Origin of the sequence: Thermocatellispora tengchongensis (genome assembly GCF_014202315.1) — a bacterium.
GTDB classification, from domain to species: Bacteria; Actinomycetota; Actinomycetes; order Streptosporangiales; family Streptosporangiaceae; genus Thermocatellispora; species Thermocatellispora tengchongensis.
In genome coordinates this window covers 66133-81586 of sequence record NZ_JACHGN010000030.1, presented here as the reverse complement: position 1 = coordinate 81586, position 15454 = coordinate 66133, and the positions used below count along the sequence as shown (strand labels likewise).

At 75.2% G+C, this 15454-nt stretch carries 13 protein-coding genes; 2 read left to right on the top strand and 11 right to left on the bottom strand.

Features of this window, described 5'->3' with window-relative positions:
* Genes HNP84_RS45575 through HNP84_RS45550 form a run of 6 tightly spaced genes read right to left on the bottom strand, consistent with a single transcriptional unit; the run spans position 1 to position 6079 of the window.
* On the bottom strand, positions 1-1569 hold the full coding sequence (locus tag HNP84_RS45575) for a sensor histidine kinase (RefSeq protein ID WP_185056361.1): 1569 nt from the start codon (positions 1567-1569) through the stop codon (positions 1-3).
* On the bottom strand, positions 1544-2254 hold the full coding sequence (locus HNP84_RS45570) for a response regulator transcription factor (protein ID WP_185056360.1): 711 nt from the start codon (positions 2252-2254) through the stop codon (positions 1544-1546). Before HNP84_RS45570 ends, HNP84_RS45575 begins: the two co-directional genes overlap by 26 nt.
* Positions 2255-2276: 22 nt before the next feature.
* Positions 2277-2900, bottom strand: coding sequence for a hypothetical protein (locus HNP84_RS45565; protein ID WP_185056359.1), 624 nt, complete (start codon positions 2898-2900; stop codon positions 2277-2279).
* Between the two features lie 28 nt (positions 2901-2928).
* Complete coding sequence (locus HNP84_RS45560) at positions 2929-4218, bottom strand: ABC transporter permease (RefSeq protein ID WP_185056358.1); 1290 nt, start codon at positions 4216-4218, stop codon at positions 2929-2931.
* Complete coding sequence (locus HNP84_RS45555; RefSeq protein ID WP_185056357.1) at positions 4215-4946, bottom strand: ABC transporter ATP-binding protein; 732 nt, start codon at positions 4944-4946, stop codon at positions 4215-4217. The genes HNP84_RS45560 and HNP84_RS45555 overlap by 4 nt, the downstream gene beginning before the upstream one ends.
* Complete coding sequence (locus HNP84_RS45550; RefSeq protein WP_185056356.1) at positions 4943-6079, bottom strand: efflux RND transporter periplasmic adaptor subunit; 1137 nt, start codon at positions 6077-6079, stop codon at positions 4943-4945. Before HNP84_RS45550 ends, HNP84_RS45555 begins: the two co-directional genes overlap by 4 nt.
* A 145-nt stretch (positions 6080-6224) precedes the next feature.
* On the opposite strand from HNP84_RS45550, the gene HNP84_RS45545 reads away from it, so the two are divergent.
* Positions 6225-7802 carry an efflux RND transporter periplasmic adaptor subunit gene (locus HNP84_RS45545; RefSeq protein ID WP_185056355.1) on the top strand — a complete coding sequence of 526 codons (1578 nt, stop codon included), beginning with the start codon at positions 6225-6227 and terminating at the stop codon, positions 7800-7802.
* Between the two features lie 27 nt (positions 7803-7829).
* On the opposite strand, the gene HNP84_RS45540 is transcribed toward HNP84_RS45545, so the two are convergent.
* The 3 genes from HNP84_RS45540 to lhgD are packed head-to-tail and all read right to left on the bottom strand — an operon-like array spanning position 7830 to position 11175.
* Entirely contained in the window at positions 7830-9245 is a 1416-nt protein-coding gene (locus HNP84_RS45540; RefSeq protein WP_185056354.1) for a sensor histidine kinase, read from the bottom strand.
* Positions 9245-9958 carry a response regulator transcription factor gene (locus HNP84_RS45535; protein WP_185056353.1) on the bottom strand — a complete coding sequence of 238 codons (714 nt, stop codon included), beginning with the start codon at positions 9956-9958 and terminating at the stop codon, positions 9245-9247. The genes HNP84_RS45540 and HNP84_RS45535 overlap by 1 nt, the downstream gene beginning before the upstream one ends.
* A gap of 26 nt (positions 9959-9984) precedes the next feature.
* Positions 9985-11175, bottom strand: coding sequence for an L-2-hydroxyglutarate dehydrogenase (lhgD, locus tag HNP84_RS45530; RefSeq protein WP_312927176.1), 1191 nt, complete (start codon positions 11173-11175; stop codon positions 9985-9987).
* A 183-nt stretch (positions 11176-11358) separates the two neighbouring features.
* On the opposite strand from lhgD, the gene HNP84_RS45525 reads away from it, so the two are divergent.
* Positions 11359-11721: a hypothetical protein gene (locus HNP84_RS45525; RefSeq protein ID WP_185056351.1), complete on the top strand. Its 363-nt coding sequence runs from the start codon at positions 11359-11361 to the stop codon at positions 11719-11721.
* 144 nt (positions 11722-11865) lie between these two features.
* Here HNP84_RS45525 and HNP84_RS45520 read toward each other — a convergent pair whose 3' ends face one another.
* Positions 11866-14202, bottom strand: a complete 2337-nt coding sequence (locus HNP84_RS45520) for an SCO7613 C-terminal domain-containing membrane protein (RefSeq protein WP_185056350.1) — start codon at positions 14200-14202, stop codon at positions 11866-11868.
* A 92-nt stretch (positions 14203-14294) separates the two neighbouring features.
* Positions 14295-15440 (bottom strand): YjiK family protein, encoded by a 1146-nt coding sequence (locus HNP84_RS45515; protein ID WP_312927173.1) that lies wholly within the window; start codon positions 15438-15440, stop codon positions 14295-14297.
* Between the last annotated feature and the right edge of the window lie 14 nt (positions 15441-15454).

Here is a 15454-nt window from a genome sequence, read left to right as displayed (position 1 = left end):
TCAGCCGGCCGGCGGTCGCGACGGGAGGCGCACCCGGAAGGTGGCGCCCTGGCCGGGGGCGCTGTCCACGGTGATGGTGCCGCCGTGGGCGTGCACCAGGGCGGCGGCGATCGACAGGCCCAGGCCCGCGCCGCCGCCGTCCGTACGGGTGCGGGCCGGGTCGGCGCGGTAGAAGCGCTCGAAGACCCGCTCGGCCGAGCCCTCCGGCAGTCCGGGGCCCTCGTCGGCGACCTCGACCACGGTGTCGGCGCCGTCCACGCCCACGCCGACCAGCACCGGCGTGCCGGCCGGGGTGTGCCGCAGCGCGTTGCCGACCAGGTTGCCGATCACCTGCCGGAGCCTGGCCTCGTCGCCGGTCACCGACACCGGGGCGTCGGCCCCGTCCAGCCGGACCAGCTCGATCGGCCGGTCGGGGGCCAGGGTCTGCGCGTCCAGGACCACCCCGGCGGCCAGGCTGAGCAGGTCCACCTGGCCGCGCTGGAGCGGGCGCTGCTGGTCCAGCCGGGCCAGCAGCAGCAGGTCGTCCACGAGCAGGCCCATCCGCTCGGCCTCGCCCTCGATCCGGCGCAGCACCCGGGCCGCCTCGTCGGGATCGCGCGAGCCCTCCTGCCGGTACAGCTCGGCGAAGCCCCGGATGGAGGTGAGCGGGGTGCGCAGCTCGTGCGAGGCGTCGGCGACGAACCGGCGCATGCGCTCCTCGGAGCTGCGCGCGGCCTCCGCCGAGCGCCGCGCGGCCTCGGCCGACTCCCTGGCCTGCTCCGCCGAGCGCCGGGCGGCGGCCTCCGACTCCGAGCGGTCCCTGATCGCCTTCTCGATCTGGACCAGCATGCCGTTGATCGCCCGGCCCAGCCGCCCCATCTCGGTACGCCGGTGCCGCAGCGGCACCCGCCGCGACAGGTCGCCCCCGGCGATGGCCTGGGCGGTGCGCTCGATCTCGCCCAGGGGGCGCAGGCTGCGGCGTACCAGCCAGTGGCAGGCGAAGCCGAGCAGGACCAGCACCGCGCCGCCGACGCAGGCCACGATGACGGCCAGACGGGAGACCGTGGTGTCGATGTCGCTCAGGCTGATCCCGACCACCCGGCTGCCGGTCGTGCGGGCGGGCACCGCGACCACCCGCCAGGCGTGGCCGGCGTGGCCCACCGAATCCACCGTGAACGGCCGCCCGCCGCGGCGGGCCACCTCGGCGACGGTCAGGGCGGGCAGGTCGGGCACCGCGCCGTCGGTGGACTGCGCCAGCGTGCGGCGTACGGTGCCGTCCTCGTTCAGGATCACGACGTAGAACAGGCCGTACAGGCGCTGGGTCTTGGTATCCGGCGTACGCGGGTCGGCGTGCGGCTCCTCGTTCTCCGGCCGCAGCGGCGCGCTCGCGGCGCGGAGCTGCTGGTCGGTGCGGTCCAGCAGGTAGCCGCGCAGGAGCTGCACCGCGAACAGGCCGGTCAGCGTCACGGCCAGGGTGACCAGCAGCAGCGTGGCCGCGACCAGCCGCAGCCACAGCGGCGTACGGGCCAGCCGCCGCTTCGCCTCCCGCACCAGCCGGCGGGTGTCACTGGCGCGGCGCGCGAAGAACATAGCCCACGCCCCTGAGGGTGTGGATGAGCCGGGGCTCCTCCTTGTCGATCTTCCGCCGCAGGTAGGAGACGTACGACTCCACGACCCCGGCGTCACCGCCGAAGTCGTAGTTCCACACGTGATCGAGGATCTGCGCCTTGGACAGCACCCGCCCGGCGTTGACCATGAAGTAGTGCAGCAGCTTGAACTCGGTGGGCGACAGGCGGACCGGGCGGCCCCCGCGCGAGACCTGGTGCGCGTCCTCGTCCAGTTCCAGGTCGGCCACCTGGAGCCGGGTGGGCAGCTCCAGGTCGCCCCGGGTGCGGCGGAGCACGGCCCGGATGCGGGCCAGCACCTCCTCCAGGCTGAACGGCTTGGTGACGTAGTCATCGCCGAGCGCGAGCCCGGCCACCTTGTCGTCGGTGCCGTCGCGGGCGGTCAGGAACACGACCGGCACGCGGCGGCCGACCGCGCGCAGGCGCTCGGCCACCGCGAAGCCGTCCAGGTCGGGCAGCATCACGTCGAGCACGACCAGGTCGGGGCGTACGCGCTCGGCGAGCTGCACCGCTTCGCGGCCGTCGGCGGCGGCCACGACCTCGAAGCCGGAAAAGCGCAGACTGGCCGACAGCAGCTCGCGGATGTTCGGCTCGTCGTCCACGACGAGCAGCCTGGCCTCCGGCAGGCCGCCCCGCGCCGCCGGGCTCATCGCCGCCGCCCCTGCACGCCGCTCACCGCGTGCCCCTGGCGCCGAGACCGCCGCCCTGGTTGACGGACGTCGCGGCGACGCTGCCGTCCTCGCCCTTCTCGCCCTGCACCACGATCGTGGTCCCCGGTTTGAGATCGGACACCTTGCCCTCCTTGGTCACCTGGATCTTCGTGTCGGAGGAGGTCGTGACGGTCACGGTCGCGCCGTCGGAGGTCTGCACGTAGATCTTCTCACCGTCCACGAGCTTGACCGTGCCGGCGGTGAGATCCGCCGCCGGGCCGCCCTGCTGCGCCTGCCCCTGGCCGTAGCCGCCTGGGGGCCGCCGGCCGCCATACCCCAGGCCCTGGTCCCCGCCGTAGCCGCCCGCGAGACGCTGGCCGCCGCCCGGCAGCGCCGCCGCGGCCTGGCCGGCGCCGGAGCCGAACGTCTTGTGCGCCTGGATGCCCACCAGCACCCCGAACACCAGGATCACGGCCGCGGCCAGGCCCAGGGTAAGGCCGGACGGCGGACGGCGCTCCGGCCCGGCCGCCAGATCCTCCTCCAGGTCACCGCGGAAGGGCGAGGTGTCGAGCAGCTCCTCGGCGGTCATCGTGCCGCCGCCCTCGCCGCCCTCGCCGCGCTCGTGCTCGCGCCGGTCCCTGCTCATCTGCCTCATCACCTTTTACTCCTGCCGCCTACTCGTGCCGCAACGCTTCGATCGGCCGCAGCCTGGCGGCACGGCCGGCGGGGTAGCCGCCGAAGAACAGGCCGATGGCGACCGACACGCCGAGCGCGAGCGCCACCGACGCGGGCACGACCACCGGCCGCACCCCGGCGATCGTGAACTGGCTGCCGAGCACGCCGAGGGCCACGCCGAGCAGGCCGCCGACGAGACTGAGCATGGTCGCCTCGGCGAGGAACTGGCCCAGGATCGCCCCCTTGGGCGCGCCGATGGCCTTGCGGATGCCGATCTCCCGGGTCCGCTCGGTGACCGTGACCAGCATGATGTTGGTGATGCCGATCCCGCCGACCAGCAGGCTGATCGCGGCGACCGCGGCGAGCAGCACGGTGAACGTGCCCGTGGCCGCGGTGACCGTCTCCTGCAGCGTCGCCTGGTTCAGGATGCGGTAGTCGGCGCTCTGGTCGCCGGTGATGCCGTGGCGCTGGTTCAGCACGGCGGTGATCTCGCGTTGCGCCGCGTCCACGGTGGCGGCCGAGGTCGCCTGGACGATCACCTGCCCGAGCGGGCCGAAGCCGGTCAGGCTCTGCTGCACGGCCGGCAGCGGGGCGATGGCCACGTCGTCGGCGTCCTGGAACCCCGAGGACGAGCCCGCCTCCTTCAGCACCCCGACCACGGTGAACGGCACGCCGCCGATCGTGATCCGCTTGTCGATCGGGTCCACGGTCCCGAACAGGTTCTCCGCGACGGTCTGCCCGATCACCACGATCTTGCGGGCGGCGAGCACGTCGTCGGCGGTGAAGTAGCCGCCCTTGGCTACCGGCTTGTTGGACGCCTCGAAGTACGCCGGGTAGGTGCCGACGAGCTGCTGAATCGTGTGGCTCGCGCCCTCGTACACCGCGGCCTGCTGCTGGGCGGTGACCACCGGCGAGACGCTGCGCACCGACGGCGCGTCGGCCTTGTCGGCCAGCGCCCTGGCGTCGTCCAGGGTCAGCGGCCTGGCCTGGGTGCGGGGTCCGCTGTTCTGCTGCCCGCCGCCCCCGCCGGGCGGCCCGCCGCCGAGGAGCGCGCGGAACCCGCCGCCTCCCCCGCCTCCCCCGCCCGCGGTGGACGACGAGACGGTAAGCGTGTTGGCGCCGAGCGCCTGGATGTCGGCGGTGATGGCCCGCGAGGAGCCCTCGCCGACCGCGGTGAGCAGGATCACCGCGGCCACGCCGATGAGGATGCCCAGCGTGGTCAGCACGCTGCGCATCTTGTTCGCGGCCAGCCCGCGCGCCGCGAAGCGCAGGACCTCCAGGGCGTTCACGCGCCCACCCCCGCGCGCCTGGGCGGCGGGCCGTCCACGGGCGCGTTGCGCCGGTCCTCGACGATGCGGCCGTCCACCAGCCGGATCACCCGCTTGGCGTGCTCGGCCACGTCGTCCTCGTGCGTGATCAGCACGATGGTGCGCCCGCCCACGCTCAGGTGGTCCAGGATCGTCAGCACGTCCCGGGTGGAGTCGGTGTCGAGGTTGCCGGTCGGCTCGTCGGCGAGCAGCAGCGCCGGCGCGGTGACCAGCGCCCTGGCGATGGCCACCCGCTGCTGCTGGCCGCCCGACAGCTCGCTCGGCTCGTGGTGGACGCGCTCCGACAGGCCGACCCGCTCCAGCGCCGCCAGGGCCCGCCGCCTGCGCTCCCCCGCCCTCACCCCGCCGTACGCCAGCGGCAGCTCCACGTTGGCCAGCGCGGACATCCGGGGGATCAGGTTGAACGACTGGAACACGAACCCGATCTTGCGGTTGCGCAGGATGGCGAGCCGCCGCTCGTCCAGCGCGCCCACGTCGGTGCCGTCCACCAGGTACGTCCCGCTGGTCGGCACGTCGAGACAGCCGAGGATGTTCATCAGGGTGGACTTGCCGGACCCGGACGCGCCCATGATCGCCACGTAGTCGCCCCGGTCCACGGTCAGGCTCACCCCGCGCAGCGCGCGCACCCGCGCGTCGCCGGCGCCGTACTCCTTGGTCACCTCGTGTACGGCCAGCACGGGGGCCGTCATCGGTTACCGCCTCCCCCGCCGATCCGGACGCCGCCGCCGAGCCCGCCCCCGAGCCCGGGGAACCCCTGCTGGCCGGTCGTGGCGGTCGCGTTCGCCTGGCGCACCACCAGGTCGCCCTCGTTCAGCCCGGACCTGATCTCGGTGGCCTGGTCGCCCTTCACCCCGACCTCGACCCGGGCCGTGGTCTGCGTGCCGCCCCGCACCAGGATCACGGTGCTCTGGCCGCCCGCCGTGCGCACCGCGGTGCTGGGCACGGTCAGCACGTCCTCGGCCCGGTCCACCACCACCTGCACACTGGCCGTCTGGCCCAGCCGCACCTGCGCGGGCACGTCCGACAGCGAGATCGTCACCGGGTACCGCACGACGTTGTCGCTGGTCTGCGCCACCGGGTCGATCTGGGTCACCTTGCCGCCCGCGGAGACGCCCGGGAGCGCGTCGAAGGAGACCGTCGCCGCCTGGCCGACCTTCAGCCTGGTCACGTCGGCCTCGGTGAAGGTGCCCACGATGCGCAGTTTGCCGGTGTCGGCCAGCTCGATGAACCCGCCACTCCCGGTGGCCCCCGTGGTCGAGCCGGTCGAAGCGGTCGAGCCGGTCGAGCCGCCGCCGGTACCCCCGGACGAGCCCCCGACCGAGCCCCCGGCCGTGCCGTTCACCGAGATGATCGTGCCGGAGAAGGGCGCCTTCAGCACGGTGCCCTCGTAGGCGCGCTTGGCCTGCTTGTAGGCGTTGAGCGCGTTGACGTACTGCGAGTAGCCGGAGGCGGTGCCGGTGTCGCCGTCCTCTGCGGCCTCCAGGCTCGCCCTGGCCGCGTCCAGGTTCTCGGCGGCCTCGGTGTCGTCCAGCCTGGCCAGCACCTGGCCCTTCTTCACCCGGTCGCCGGCCTTGACGTTGATCGACTCCACGGTGCCGCCGCCGGTGAAGTCCAGCGACCGGGTCCGCGCGCTCTCCACCGAACCGGAGGCGGACACCGACGCCATGACCGTGCCGCGCGTGACCGCGACGGTGGCCGGGAGGGCGGCGCCTGCTCCGGTCTCCCCGGTGAGAGAGGCATAAGCGGCTCCCACGCCGCCTGCAAGCAGCACCGCGAGGGCGCCGTTCACGATCAGCGCTCTGCGCCGCAACGACAGCTTCACAAGCGACCACGATGGAGCCCGCCGCTTGGCCCCAGCTCAGCCTTCCCTGAGCGTTTCCTGCCAGGAATCGGATCGCCCGGCTACACAGCAAACTCTCAGCTCGGGCTGAGCGTGCGCCCGGACTGCGCGGTCGAAGATGACCGCCATGAGATCGATCGCCCTGCGCGCGGCAGGGGTGGGCCTCGCCGTCGCCGCCGTGGCGTGCGCGGGCGTGCTGTCGTTCGCGGACTCCGGCGAACCGGCCACGGCCGCCCCCCGGCTCGTCGCCGCCACGCGCGGCACGGTCGTCTCGGCGGTCTCCGCGGCGGGCTCCACCGTGACCGCCGACACGCGCGAGCTGTCCTTCGGCGCGGCCGGCGCGGTGGAGAAGGTGTACGTCAAGCCTGGCGACAAGGTCGAGGCGGGCGACCTGCTGGCCACCATCGACGACACCGTGGCCCGCGAACAGTACGCCGCCGCCAAGGCCGCAGTCGCCGCCGCCGAGGAGGCGGTGGACCAGGCCGAGGAGGCCGAGCAGTCCGAGGAGGCCGAGGCGCAGGGCGACCAGCAGACGCAAGGCGACCAGCAGACGCAGGGCGACCAGCGCACGGGCACCGGCACCCGCGCCACCACCGGCCCTTCCACCGGCCCTTCCACCGGCCCTTCCATGGGCACGACCTGCGCGCCGGCCCAGAGCGCGCAGCCCACGGCCCGTCCCTCGGCGGGCGGCTCGGGCGGCTCGGGCAGGCCGAAGGCCGCCGCGGCCGTCGCCCCGGCCGGTTACCACTCCCCGCCGCCCGCCGAGGCCACCCCCACCCGTACGGCCGGCCAGGAGCGGCCCGAGCCCGCGCCGACGGCCCGCCGGCCCGGCCCGCTCCCCGAGCCGACGTACGCGCTCTCGCCCCGGCCCGAGGAGACCCGGCCCGAGACCACGCCGCCCGCCCCGACACCCACCCCCACGGCCACCCCCACCGCCAAGTCCCCGACCGCGGCCCCCACCTGCGCGTCCACCGGCGAGCAGGACACGCAGGGACAGCAGGGGCAGCAGACCGCCCCGGTCCAGGGCACGCGGACCGGCGGCGCCCAGCGCGTCACGACCGTCGCACAGGCCGAGGCGGACCTCGCCGAGGCCAGGAACGACCTGGAGGACGCCGAGGAGGCGCTGGCGGGCGTGTCGATCAAGGCCCCGGTGAAGGGCACGATCCTGTCGGTCGCGGCCGGGGTGGGCGCCGACCCGGGCACGGGTACCTTCATCACGCTCGGCGACCTGGACGAGCCGCAGGTCGAGGCGATGTTCTCGCAGACGGACGTGGGCAAGCTGAAGATCGGCCAGAAGGCCAGGGTGAGCCTGGCCACCCGCCCCGGCGAGGAGTACACCGGCGAGGTCGCCGCCATCGACCCGGCCGCGAGCGTGGACGGCGACCTGGTCCGCTACGGCGTGATGATCGCCTTCGACAGGCCGCCGGCCGACGTCCTGGTCGGCCAGACCGCCATCGTGGAGGTCACCACCGAGGAGGCCGGGAACGCCATCTCGATCCCGGCGCGCGCCGTCCACACCGGCCCCGGCGGCGCGACCACGGTGACCGTGCGCACCCCCTCCGGCACCGTGGAGCGCCCGGTCGAGCTCGGTGTCCGCGGCGACCTGTACGTCGAGGTGGTCAGCGGCCTGAGCGAGCGCGACCAGGTCGTGCTCCCCTCCGCCGGCGCCACCGCGTTCCCCGACCCGTCCTGGCCGGGGATGTGACGATCTCGATGGTTCGACCGGTGTCGATCAGCCGGTGTCGAGGGGGAGTTCGACCCGGAAGCAGGCGCCCTCGCCCGGGGCGGAGGTGAGCGCGACCGTGCCGCCGTGGGCTTCGACCAGGGCGGCGACGATGGCCAGGCCCAGGCCGGTGCCGCCCTCCGCCTTGCCCTCGCGGCTGCGGGCGCTGTCGGCGCGGTAGAAGCGCTCGAAGACCCGCTCGGCCTGCTCGGGGGCGAGGCCGGGGCCCTCGTCGGCCACCTCCAGGTACGCGCGCTCGCCTGCCGCGCCCACCCGGACCGCGATCGGGGTGCCGTCGGGGGTGTGGGTGAGGGCGTTGGTCATCAGATTGCCGATCACCTGGCGGAGCCGCACCTCGTCACCGGGGACGATCAGGGCCGCGCCGTCCACGCCGAGGGTGATCTCGCGGTCGGGGGCCAGCATGCGGGCGCTCTGCACCGCGTCGGCGGCCAGGGCGAGCAGGTCCACGGGGTCGGCGGCGAGGGGGCGCTGCCGGTCCAGCCGGGCGAGCAGCAGCAGGTCGTCCACGAGCAGGCCCATCCGGGCGGCCTCGTCCTCGACGCGGCGCAGCAGCGCCACCGGGTCGCCCTCGGGGTTCTGCCGGTAGAACTCGGCGAAGCCGCGGATGGAGGTGAGCGGGGTGCGCAGCTCGTGGGAGGCGTCGGCGACGAAGCGGCGCATCCGCTCCTCGGAGCGGCGGGCGCTCTCCTCCGACCTGCGGGCGTTGGCCTCCGACTCCGACCGGGCGCGGAAGGCGGCCTCGATCTGGGCCAGCATGCCGTTGAGCGAACGGGCCAGCCGCCCCACCTCGGTGCCCGGGTCGAGGTCGGGCACGCGGCGGCCGAGCTGCCCGGCCGCGATGGCCTCGGCGGTGCGCTCGATCTCGGCGAGGGGCCGCAGGCTGCGGCGGACGATGACGACGCCCACGGCGGCCAGGATCAGCATGATCCCGCCGCCGCCCAGCGCCTCGATCAGGATCAGGTGCGAGGTGATCTGACGCACCTCGGCCAGGTCCGTCGCCACCACGAAACCGCCCGACTCGCCGAGCGCGGTCACCCGGACCCGCCACTGGCCGTCGCCGGTGACGGCGTCCGTGGTGAACGGCTCTACCGGGGCCCGCGTGGGCACCCGGGGCGGGGGCCGGCCTTCGGCGTCCATGCCGCTCAGCGTGAGCAGGACCTGGTCGCCCGGCCCTCGGAGCTGCACGATCGCGTTGGGGGGCAGGCGGATGTTGGCCAGGGAGTTGGGGCCGCGCCTGCTGCGCCGCACCACGTCGCCGCCGATCATGGTGAGCTGCGCGTCCACCCGGTCGATCAGGTAGCCGTGCAGCACCGACACGCTGCTCACGCCGGTCAGCACCAGGCCGAAGGCGAGCAGCGCCAGCGTGACCGCGATCAGCTTGACGCGGAGGGGCGCGCGCCGCATCAGGCGGTCGGGGGCACGCGCAGCACGTACCCCACCCCACGCAGCGTGTGGATCAGGCGGGGGTCGCAGTTGTCCACCTTGCGGCGCAGCACCGACACGTACGACTCCACGATCGCGGCGTCGCCGCGGAAGTCGTAGTTCCACACGTGGTCCAGGATCTGCGCCTTGGACAGCACCCGGCCCGCGTTGGTCATGAAGTAGTGCAGCAGCTTGAACTCGGTGGGCGACAACGAGACCGGCCGGCCGCCGCGCCACACCTCGTGGCTCTCCTCGTCCAGCTCGATGTCGGCGAAGGTCAGCCGGGGCGGCGGCAGCGAGGGGTCGCCGCTGGTGCGGCGCAGCACCGCGCGGATGCGCGCCACCACCTCCTCCAGGCTGAACGGCTTGGTCACGTAGTCGTCGCCGCCCAGGGTCAGGCCGCGGATCTTGTCCTCGGTGGCGTCCCTGGCGGTGAGGAACACCACCGGCGTGTGGGTGCCGCCGCCGCGCAGCCGGCGTACGACGTCGAAGCCGTCCATGTCGGGCAGCATCACGTCGAGCACGATCAGGTCGGGGCGGTGCCGCTGCACCGCGGCCACCGCGTCGAGCCCGCTCTTGGCCGTGGCCACCTCGAACCCGTTGAAGCGCAGGCTCGCGGCGAGGAGTTCGAGGATGTTGGGCTCGTCCTCGACGATCAGCAGTCGTGCCTCGGGGGAATCGGTCACGGGGTCCATCCTGGCGGTGCTCCCTAAGAATCCCGTTAAGCGCGCGAGACCACTCGGCCGATGTGGCGCGCGATGGCCAGGCTGGAGGTGGCGGCGGGCGAGGGGGCGTTGCGGACCAGCACGATGCGGCCATGGGTGTCGATGGCGAAGTCGTCCAGGAGGGTGCCGTCGCGGCGCACCGCCTGGGCGCGTACGCCGCCGCCGGCGCGGGCCAGGTCGGCGGCGCTCAGCTCGGGCACGTACCGGCGGGCGGCGGCCAGGAAGGACCGCTTGACCAGCGAGCCGTAGACCTCGCGCAGGCCGGTGCGCCAGTGGCGGGCCGCCAGCCGCAGCGTGCCCGGGTAGGTCAGGATGCGGCGCAGGTCGCCCGGCTTGACCCGGCCCCAGGAGTAGCCCTCGAACGCCAGCGCCATCACCGCGTTCGGCCCGACCAGCACCTCGCCGTCGATCCGCCGGGTCAGGTGCACGCCGAGGAAGGGGTAGCGCGGGTCGGGCACCGGGTAGATCAGGCCGCGCACGAGGTCCTTGGCCCCGCCGACCAGCGACAGGTACTCGCCGCGGAACGGCACGATGCGCACCTCGCCGTCGCGCCCGGCCATCCTGGCGACCGCGTCGGTGCCGAGCCCGGCGCACGCGATCAGCCGGTCGAAGACGAATCTGCGCCCGCCCGCCAGCACCTCGACCCCGGCGGCGGTCTCGCGCAGCGCGGTGACGGGGTGCGACAGGCGGATGCCGCCGCCCAGCTCCTCGACGTCGGCCGCCAGCCGCCGGGCGACGGCGGGGAAGTCGGCGATGGCGGTGTGCGGCGAGTGCACCGCGGCCACACCCACGGCGTGCGGCTCCACGTCGCGCAGCGCGAGCGCGTCCAGCTCGGCGATGCCGGGCACGCCGTTGCCGCGGGCGCGCTCGGCGATCCCGCGCAGGGCGGGGCGCTCGGCGGCGGTGGCGGCGATGACCAGCTTGCCGACCTCCTCGTACGGCAGCTTGTGCTCGGCGCAGTAGGCGCGCAGCATGGCCACGCCCTCCCGGCACAGGGCGGCTTTGAGCGAGCCGGGGGCGTAGTAGATGCCGGCGTGCACGACCCCGCTGTTGTGGCCGGTCTGGTGCGCGGCCACGTGGTCCTCCTTGTCCAGGACGGTGACCGTCGCGCCGCGGGTGCGGGCCAGCTCGCGGGCCACCGCGAGCCCGACGATGCCCGCTCCGATCACCCCGATCCGCTCGGTCACGTCGCCTCCTTCGCGGGCATGCCGAGCACCTCCATGATCGGGTGACGCCGCCGGGGCACGGCGTCCCTGGTCAGAGCGTAATAGATGCGTATGACCCGATTGCGCGCATCTGCGAAACCGGCCGGTAGGCACCGCCCGGCCGCTCGAACAGCAGTTCGGTAGCATGGAGGGGTGCATGGAGGCGTGTACGTGCCACCCGGCTGGCCCGCCGAGGTCCGCCCGCCCGGCGACCCCGACTGGGAGTCCTCGGCCGTGGCCTGGCTGCTCGACGCGGTGCCGCCCGACTACCGCGCCTACGGCGTGCTCCGCCGCCACCCGCTGGCCCTCGCCCGCATGGCCGGCTACCACGTCCGCTCGGCCATCGAGGCGGCTCGGGCCGGTTACCGCGGCGCGGCCGTGGACCTGAAGGACCACCTGCCGCCACACGCGATCGAGGCGGTGCTGGAGGCGTACCGGCAGGAGGGGCCGCGCCTGGTCCGCCTCGCCGCCTCGATCGACCTGGTCGAGCGCGCCCTGCGCGGCGAGCCCTTCGTCCCCCGCATGTGATCGGCTGTAGTCAGCATGGGCGCCTCAGTGCATCCAGGCGAGCCTCAGTGCATCCGGGCGAGCCTCAGCGCATCCGGGCGAGCCTCAGCGCATCCGGGCGAGCCTCAGCGCATCCGGGCGAGCCTCAGCGCATCCGGGCGAGCCTCAGCGCATCCGGGCGAGCAGGTCGCGCAGGCGGCGCACGTCCCGCTTGCGCGCCTCGTACGTCGCCCCGGCCAGCACCAGCAGCAGCCCGCCGAGCGCGATCGGCACCCAGCGCGGCACCGCGAGCACGACCTCCGCGACCCAGGGCGCCAGCTCGTGCGCCGCCACGCCCAGCAGCGTGCCGCCGCCGAGCACGACCGGCGCCTGCACCCGGCGTACCCCGCCGAGCAGCAGCAGCCCCAGCGCGACGGTCCCGAGCAGCAGCGGACGCAGCCACCCCTCGCCCAGATAGACCGCGGCCAGGCTGGGCAGCAGCGTCACCGACAGCCCGGCCCCGTAGGCCGTCCACGACGACTCCACCCTGCGCCGCGCCGCCCAGCCGAAGCCGAGCAGCGCCACCGAGCACGGCAGGGTGTACGCCTCCACCACCGTCACCTCCGCCGCCCCGATCCGCAGCCAGGCGGCGAGCACCAGGAACGCCGCGGCCAGGTATCCGGCGCGCGGGCGCCGCGAGCGCACCGCGAGGCCGCCCAGCAGCACGCCCGCCACGGAACACCCCACGCTCGCCGCCACCGGCGGGGACCAGCCCAGGGCCAGCCCCACGGCCATGCCCTCCTGGCCGAGCAGCAGCACCCCCGCGCCGAGGGCGCCGTCGCGGAGGCGGCCCCGGGACCGCCACGCGACCAGCCCGGCGAGCAGCGCCAGCGCGGGCAGCACCGCCAGCGTGGCGGCCACGTGCCCGAAGGCGTACGCGCCCGCGAGCGCCGCCGCCACCGCCGCGACCGCCGCGGCCCCGGCCGGGGGCCGCACCCACCGGGCGGCCACGACCAGCCCCGCCACCAGCGCGACCAGCACCCCGAGCCCCGCCGGGTACGGCAGCCCGTAGGCGTCCGGCACGCAGGCCACGGCCACCGCCGCGACCGCCACGGCGGCGATCCGCGACGCCGACGCGGCGGAGGCGTCCTGGAGGGAGCGGGACAGCAGGGCCAGGGCGAGCGCGGCCAGGCCGTAGACGACCGGGCCGGCGGCGGTGGCGCCGTGCCACAGCGGGTCGGGGAGCCGGTCGGGCCACGCCCCGGCGCCGAGGGTGCCGGCCCACAGCTCGAACGGACGGGCCAGGCTCTCCAGGACGCCGGCAAGGGGCACCAGGGCGACCAGGCCGAGGACCGCGCCCGCGGTCCACATGCCGCCCGCCCGCGTGGGGCGCCACGGCGTCCAGGCGGCCATGGCCGCGCCGACCAGGAGGGCGGCGAGCGCGACCAGGGCGAGCTGCCAGTCGCCGCGCCAGTCGCCCATCGGGCGCGACGGGGCCACCAGCGCGGTGATCAGCGCCACCGCGACGACGACGCCGCACGCGGCCTGCCACAGGCGGAACACGCCCGTGGCGTCGCGGCGGGCGGCGGCGAGCACACCGAGCGCGGCCAGGGCGGTGAGCAGGGCGGAGCGGGGCAGGGCCTCCTGCCAGGTCTGCGCGATCAGCGCGCCGGCGACGCCCAGCGCGAGCGCCACGCCGAAGACCGCCGCCCCGCAGGCCGTGGCGGGCACGCGGACGTAGCGTGCCAGGACGAGATCGAGTGCCACGGTGGCGGTCAGCATGGCGATCATCGCGTCCAGGGTGTCGCCGAAGGCCAGGGGGAGCACGAACTGGCCGAGCCCGACGGCGATGGCCACCGGGACCCGCAGGGCCGCCGCGCCGCCGTACGCCCCCAGGATCGCGCCGACGACCGCACAGGTCAGGGCCACGTAGTCGGCCGTCTCGACGGCCCGCACCCCGCCCGCGTCGAGCCGCCACAGCGCGTACGCGTCCAGAAGCAGCAGGACGGCGGCGAGGCCGGCCACGGTCTCGGCGGTGGCGCGCAGGCCGCGGCGGAGCAGCGCGACCGGCACCGCCAGGGCCAGCGCCGTGAAGCCGGCCAGCACCGCCGCCCGCCCGCCGATGCCGAGCCGCCCCCAGCTCACCGCCGTGAACACGATCGCGGCCACGGTCAGCAACACGCCGCCGATCGCGAGCAGCACGTTCTGCGCCCCGCGCGCCGACACCTCCGGCCGCGGCGGCACCCCAGGCGGCACCGCCCCCACGGGCACGGGCGGGGGCACGGGCGCCCCGGGCGGTGGCGGCTGGTGGCGCAGCACCGACAGCAGGTACGCCCTGCGCGCCCGCAGCCGCTCCCGCTCCGCCTCCAGCCCGGCCAGGGCCTGATCGACCTGCCACAGCTCGTGTGCCGCCGGCCCCCGTAGCGCCAGCCCACACGCCGGGCAGGCCGGCTCCCCCGTGGCGCCGTCCGGCAGTTCGGCCCCGCATCCGGGGCACGCCGGCCGGCCACTCGCTCGCATCATGGGGCAACCATGCCCCATCGGCCGCCGCGCCCTCATCCGCTGCCGTACTCAGGCGCGGTGAGTACGGCAGCGCGGTGAGTACGGCAGCGCGATCAGCGGGCGGTGCGCGCGATCAGCGCCACGATGACGGTGGCGCACACGGCCACGGCCAGCCACAGGAAGATCATGCGCACCGGCACGCCGCTGCCGGAGGGCCCGGCGGCCGAGACCTCACTGGCGCCCGCGCTCCGCTCACGGGCCTGCGGGGAGGCGGGCGGGGAGGTGGCCGGCGCGGCGGCCTTCGCGGTGGCGGGCGCGAGCTTGGCCAGCACCCCGGTGGGGATCGGCACCTGGTAGACCGGGCTCTTGGCGCCCTCGGAGCCGGTCAGCAGGGCCTTGCCGTCGCGGGTGTAGGCGATCGACTCGGCCTGGTCCAGCGAGGGCATGGTCACCCTGCCCACGCTCTTGCCGGGCTCGCTGTAGATCGTGGCGGAGAAGTAGGTGCGGATCACGAAGCCCGAGCCGTCGGGCGCGTACGCGGCGTCGGTGGCCATGATGGGCGCGGAGCCGACGCGGCGCAGCACGTTGACCCGGTCGGTACGCAGCTTGCGCGGCGCGGCGTACACCCCGCCGGCGAACTCCTTGCTGACGATGTAGAGCCGCCCGGTGCGCGGGTGCACCATGACGCCCTCGGCGTTGCGCCCGCCGTCCTCGTAGCGGAACCGGTAGCGGGTGGCGGGCAGGGTGGCGTCGCGCAGGGTGGCGGGCTCGTCCACCCGGTAGACCGACACGTCGGGCCAGCCGCCGTCGAAGTTGTCGCCGATGTCGGCGAACCAGAGCACGCCGCGCCCGGTGGCGGGGTCGGTGGAGACGGCCATGCCCTCCCAGTCGCGCGCCGCCGCCCCGCTCAGCCGGAACGTGGCCCGGGTCTTGCCCTTCGGCCCGACCGCGAAGAAGATCGGCCCGGCCGAGCTGTCGTTGTGGGTGTAGATCACGCCCTCGTGCGCCGGCGACAGGGCCAGCCCGCTCGACTCGGTGATCGCCGGGTCCTGGAAGCGGAACAGCAGCCGCTCGCCGTCGTCACGCCCCACCGACGCCGGCCCTGAAGCCGGCACCGACGTCGGCCCGGACAGCGCCCCTGACACCGCCCGTGCCCCCGACACTGCCGCCGCCCCCGACGCCGTCGCGGCCGGCGCCGTGACGAGCAGCATGACCAGCGCGCACAGCGCTACGATGATCGCCCCCGGTCTGATCCCCACCCCGCCATCATGCC

Bases quoted from the DNA above. Each gene is read 5' to 3' on its own strand.
- HNP84_RS45570 (WP_185056360.1), bottom strand. From the start codon at position 2,254: ATGAGCCCGGCGGCGCGGGGCGGCCTGCCGGAGGCCAGGCTGCTCGTC.
- HNP84_RS45540 (WP_185056354.1), bottom strand. From the start codon at position 9,245: ATGCGGCGCGCGCCCCTCCGCGTCAAGCTGATCGCGGTCACGCTGGCG.
- HNP84_RS45535 (WP_185056353.1), bottom strand. From the start codon at position 9,958: ATGGACCCCGTGACCGATTCCCCCGAGGCACGACTGCTGATCGTCGAG.
- HNP84_RS45565 (WP_185056359.1), bottom strand. From the start codon at position 2,900: ATGAGCAGGGACCGGCGCGAGCACGAGCGCGGCGAGGGCGGCGAGGGC.
- HNP84_RS45555 (WP_185056357.1), bottom strand. From the start codon at position 4,946: ATGACGGCCCCCGTGCTGGCCGTACACGAGGTGACCAAGGAGTACGGC.
- HNP84_RS45520 (WP_185056350.1), bottom strand. From the start codon at position 14,202: ATGATGCGAGCGAGTGGCCGGCCGGCGTGCCCCGGATGCGGGGCCGAA.
- HNP84_RS45545 (WP_185056355.1), top strand. From the start codon at position 6,225: ATGAGATCGATCGCCCTGCGCGCGGCAGGGGTGGGCCTCGCCGTCGCC.
- HNP84_RS45575 (WP_185056361.1), bottom strand. From the start codon at position 1,569: ATGTTCTTCGCGCGCCGCGCCAGTGACACCCGCCGGCTGGTGCGGGAG.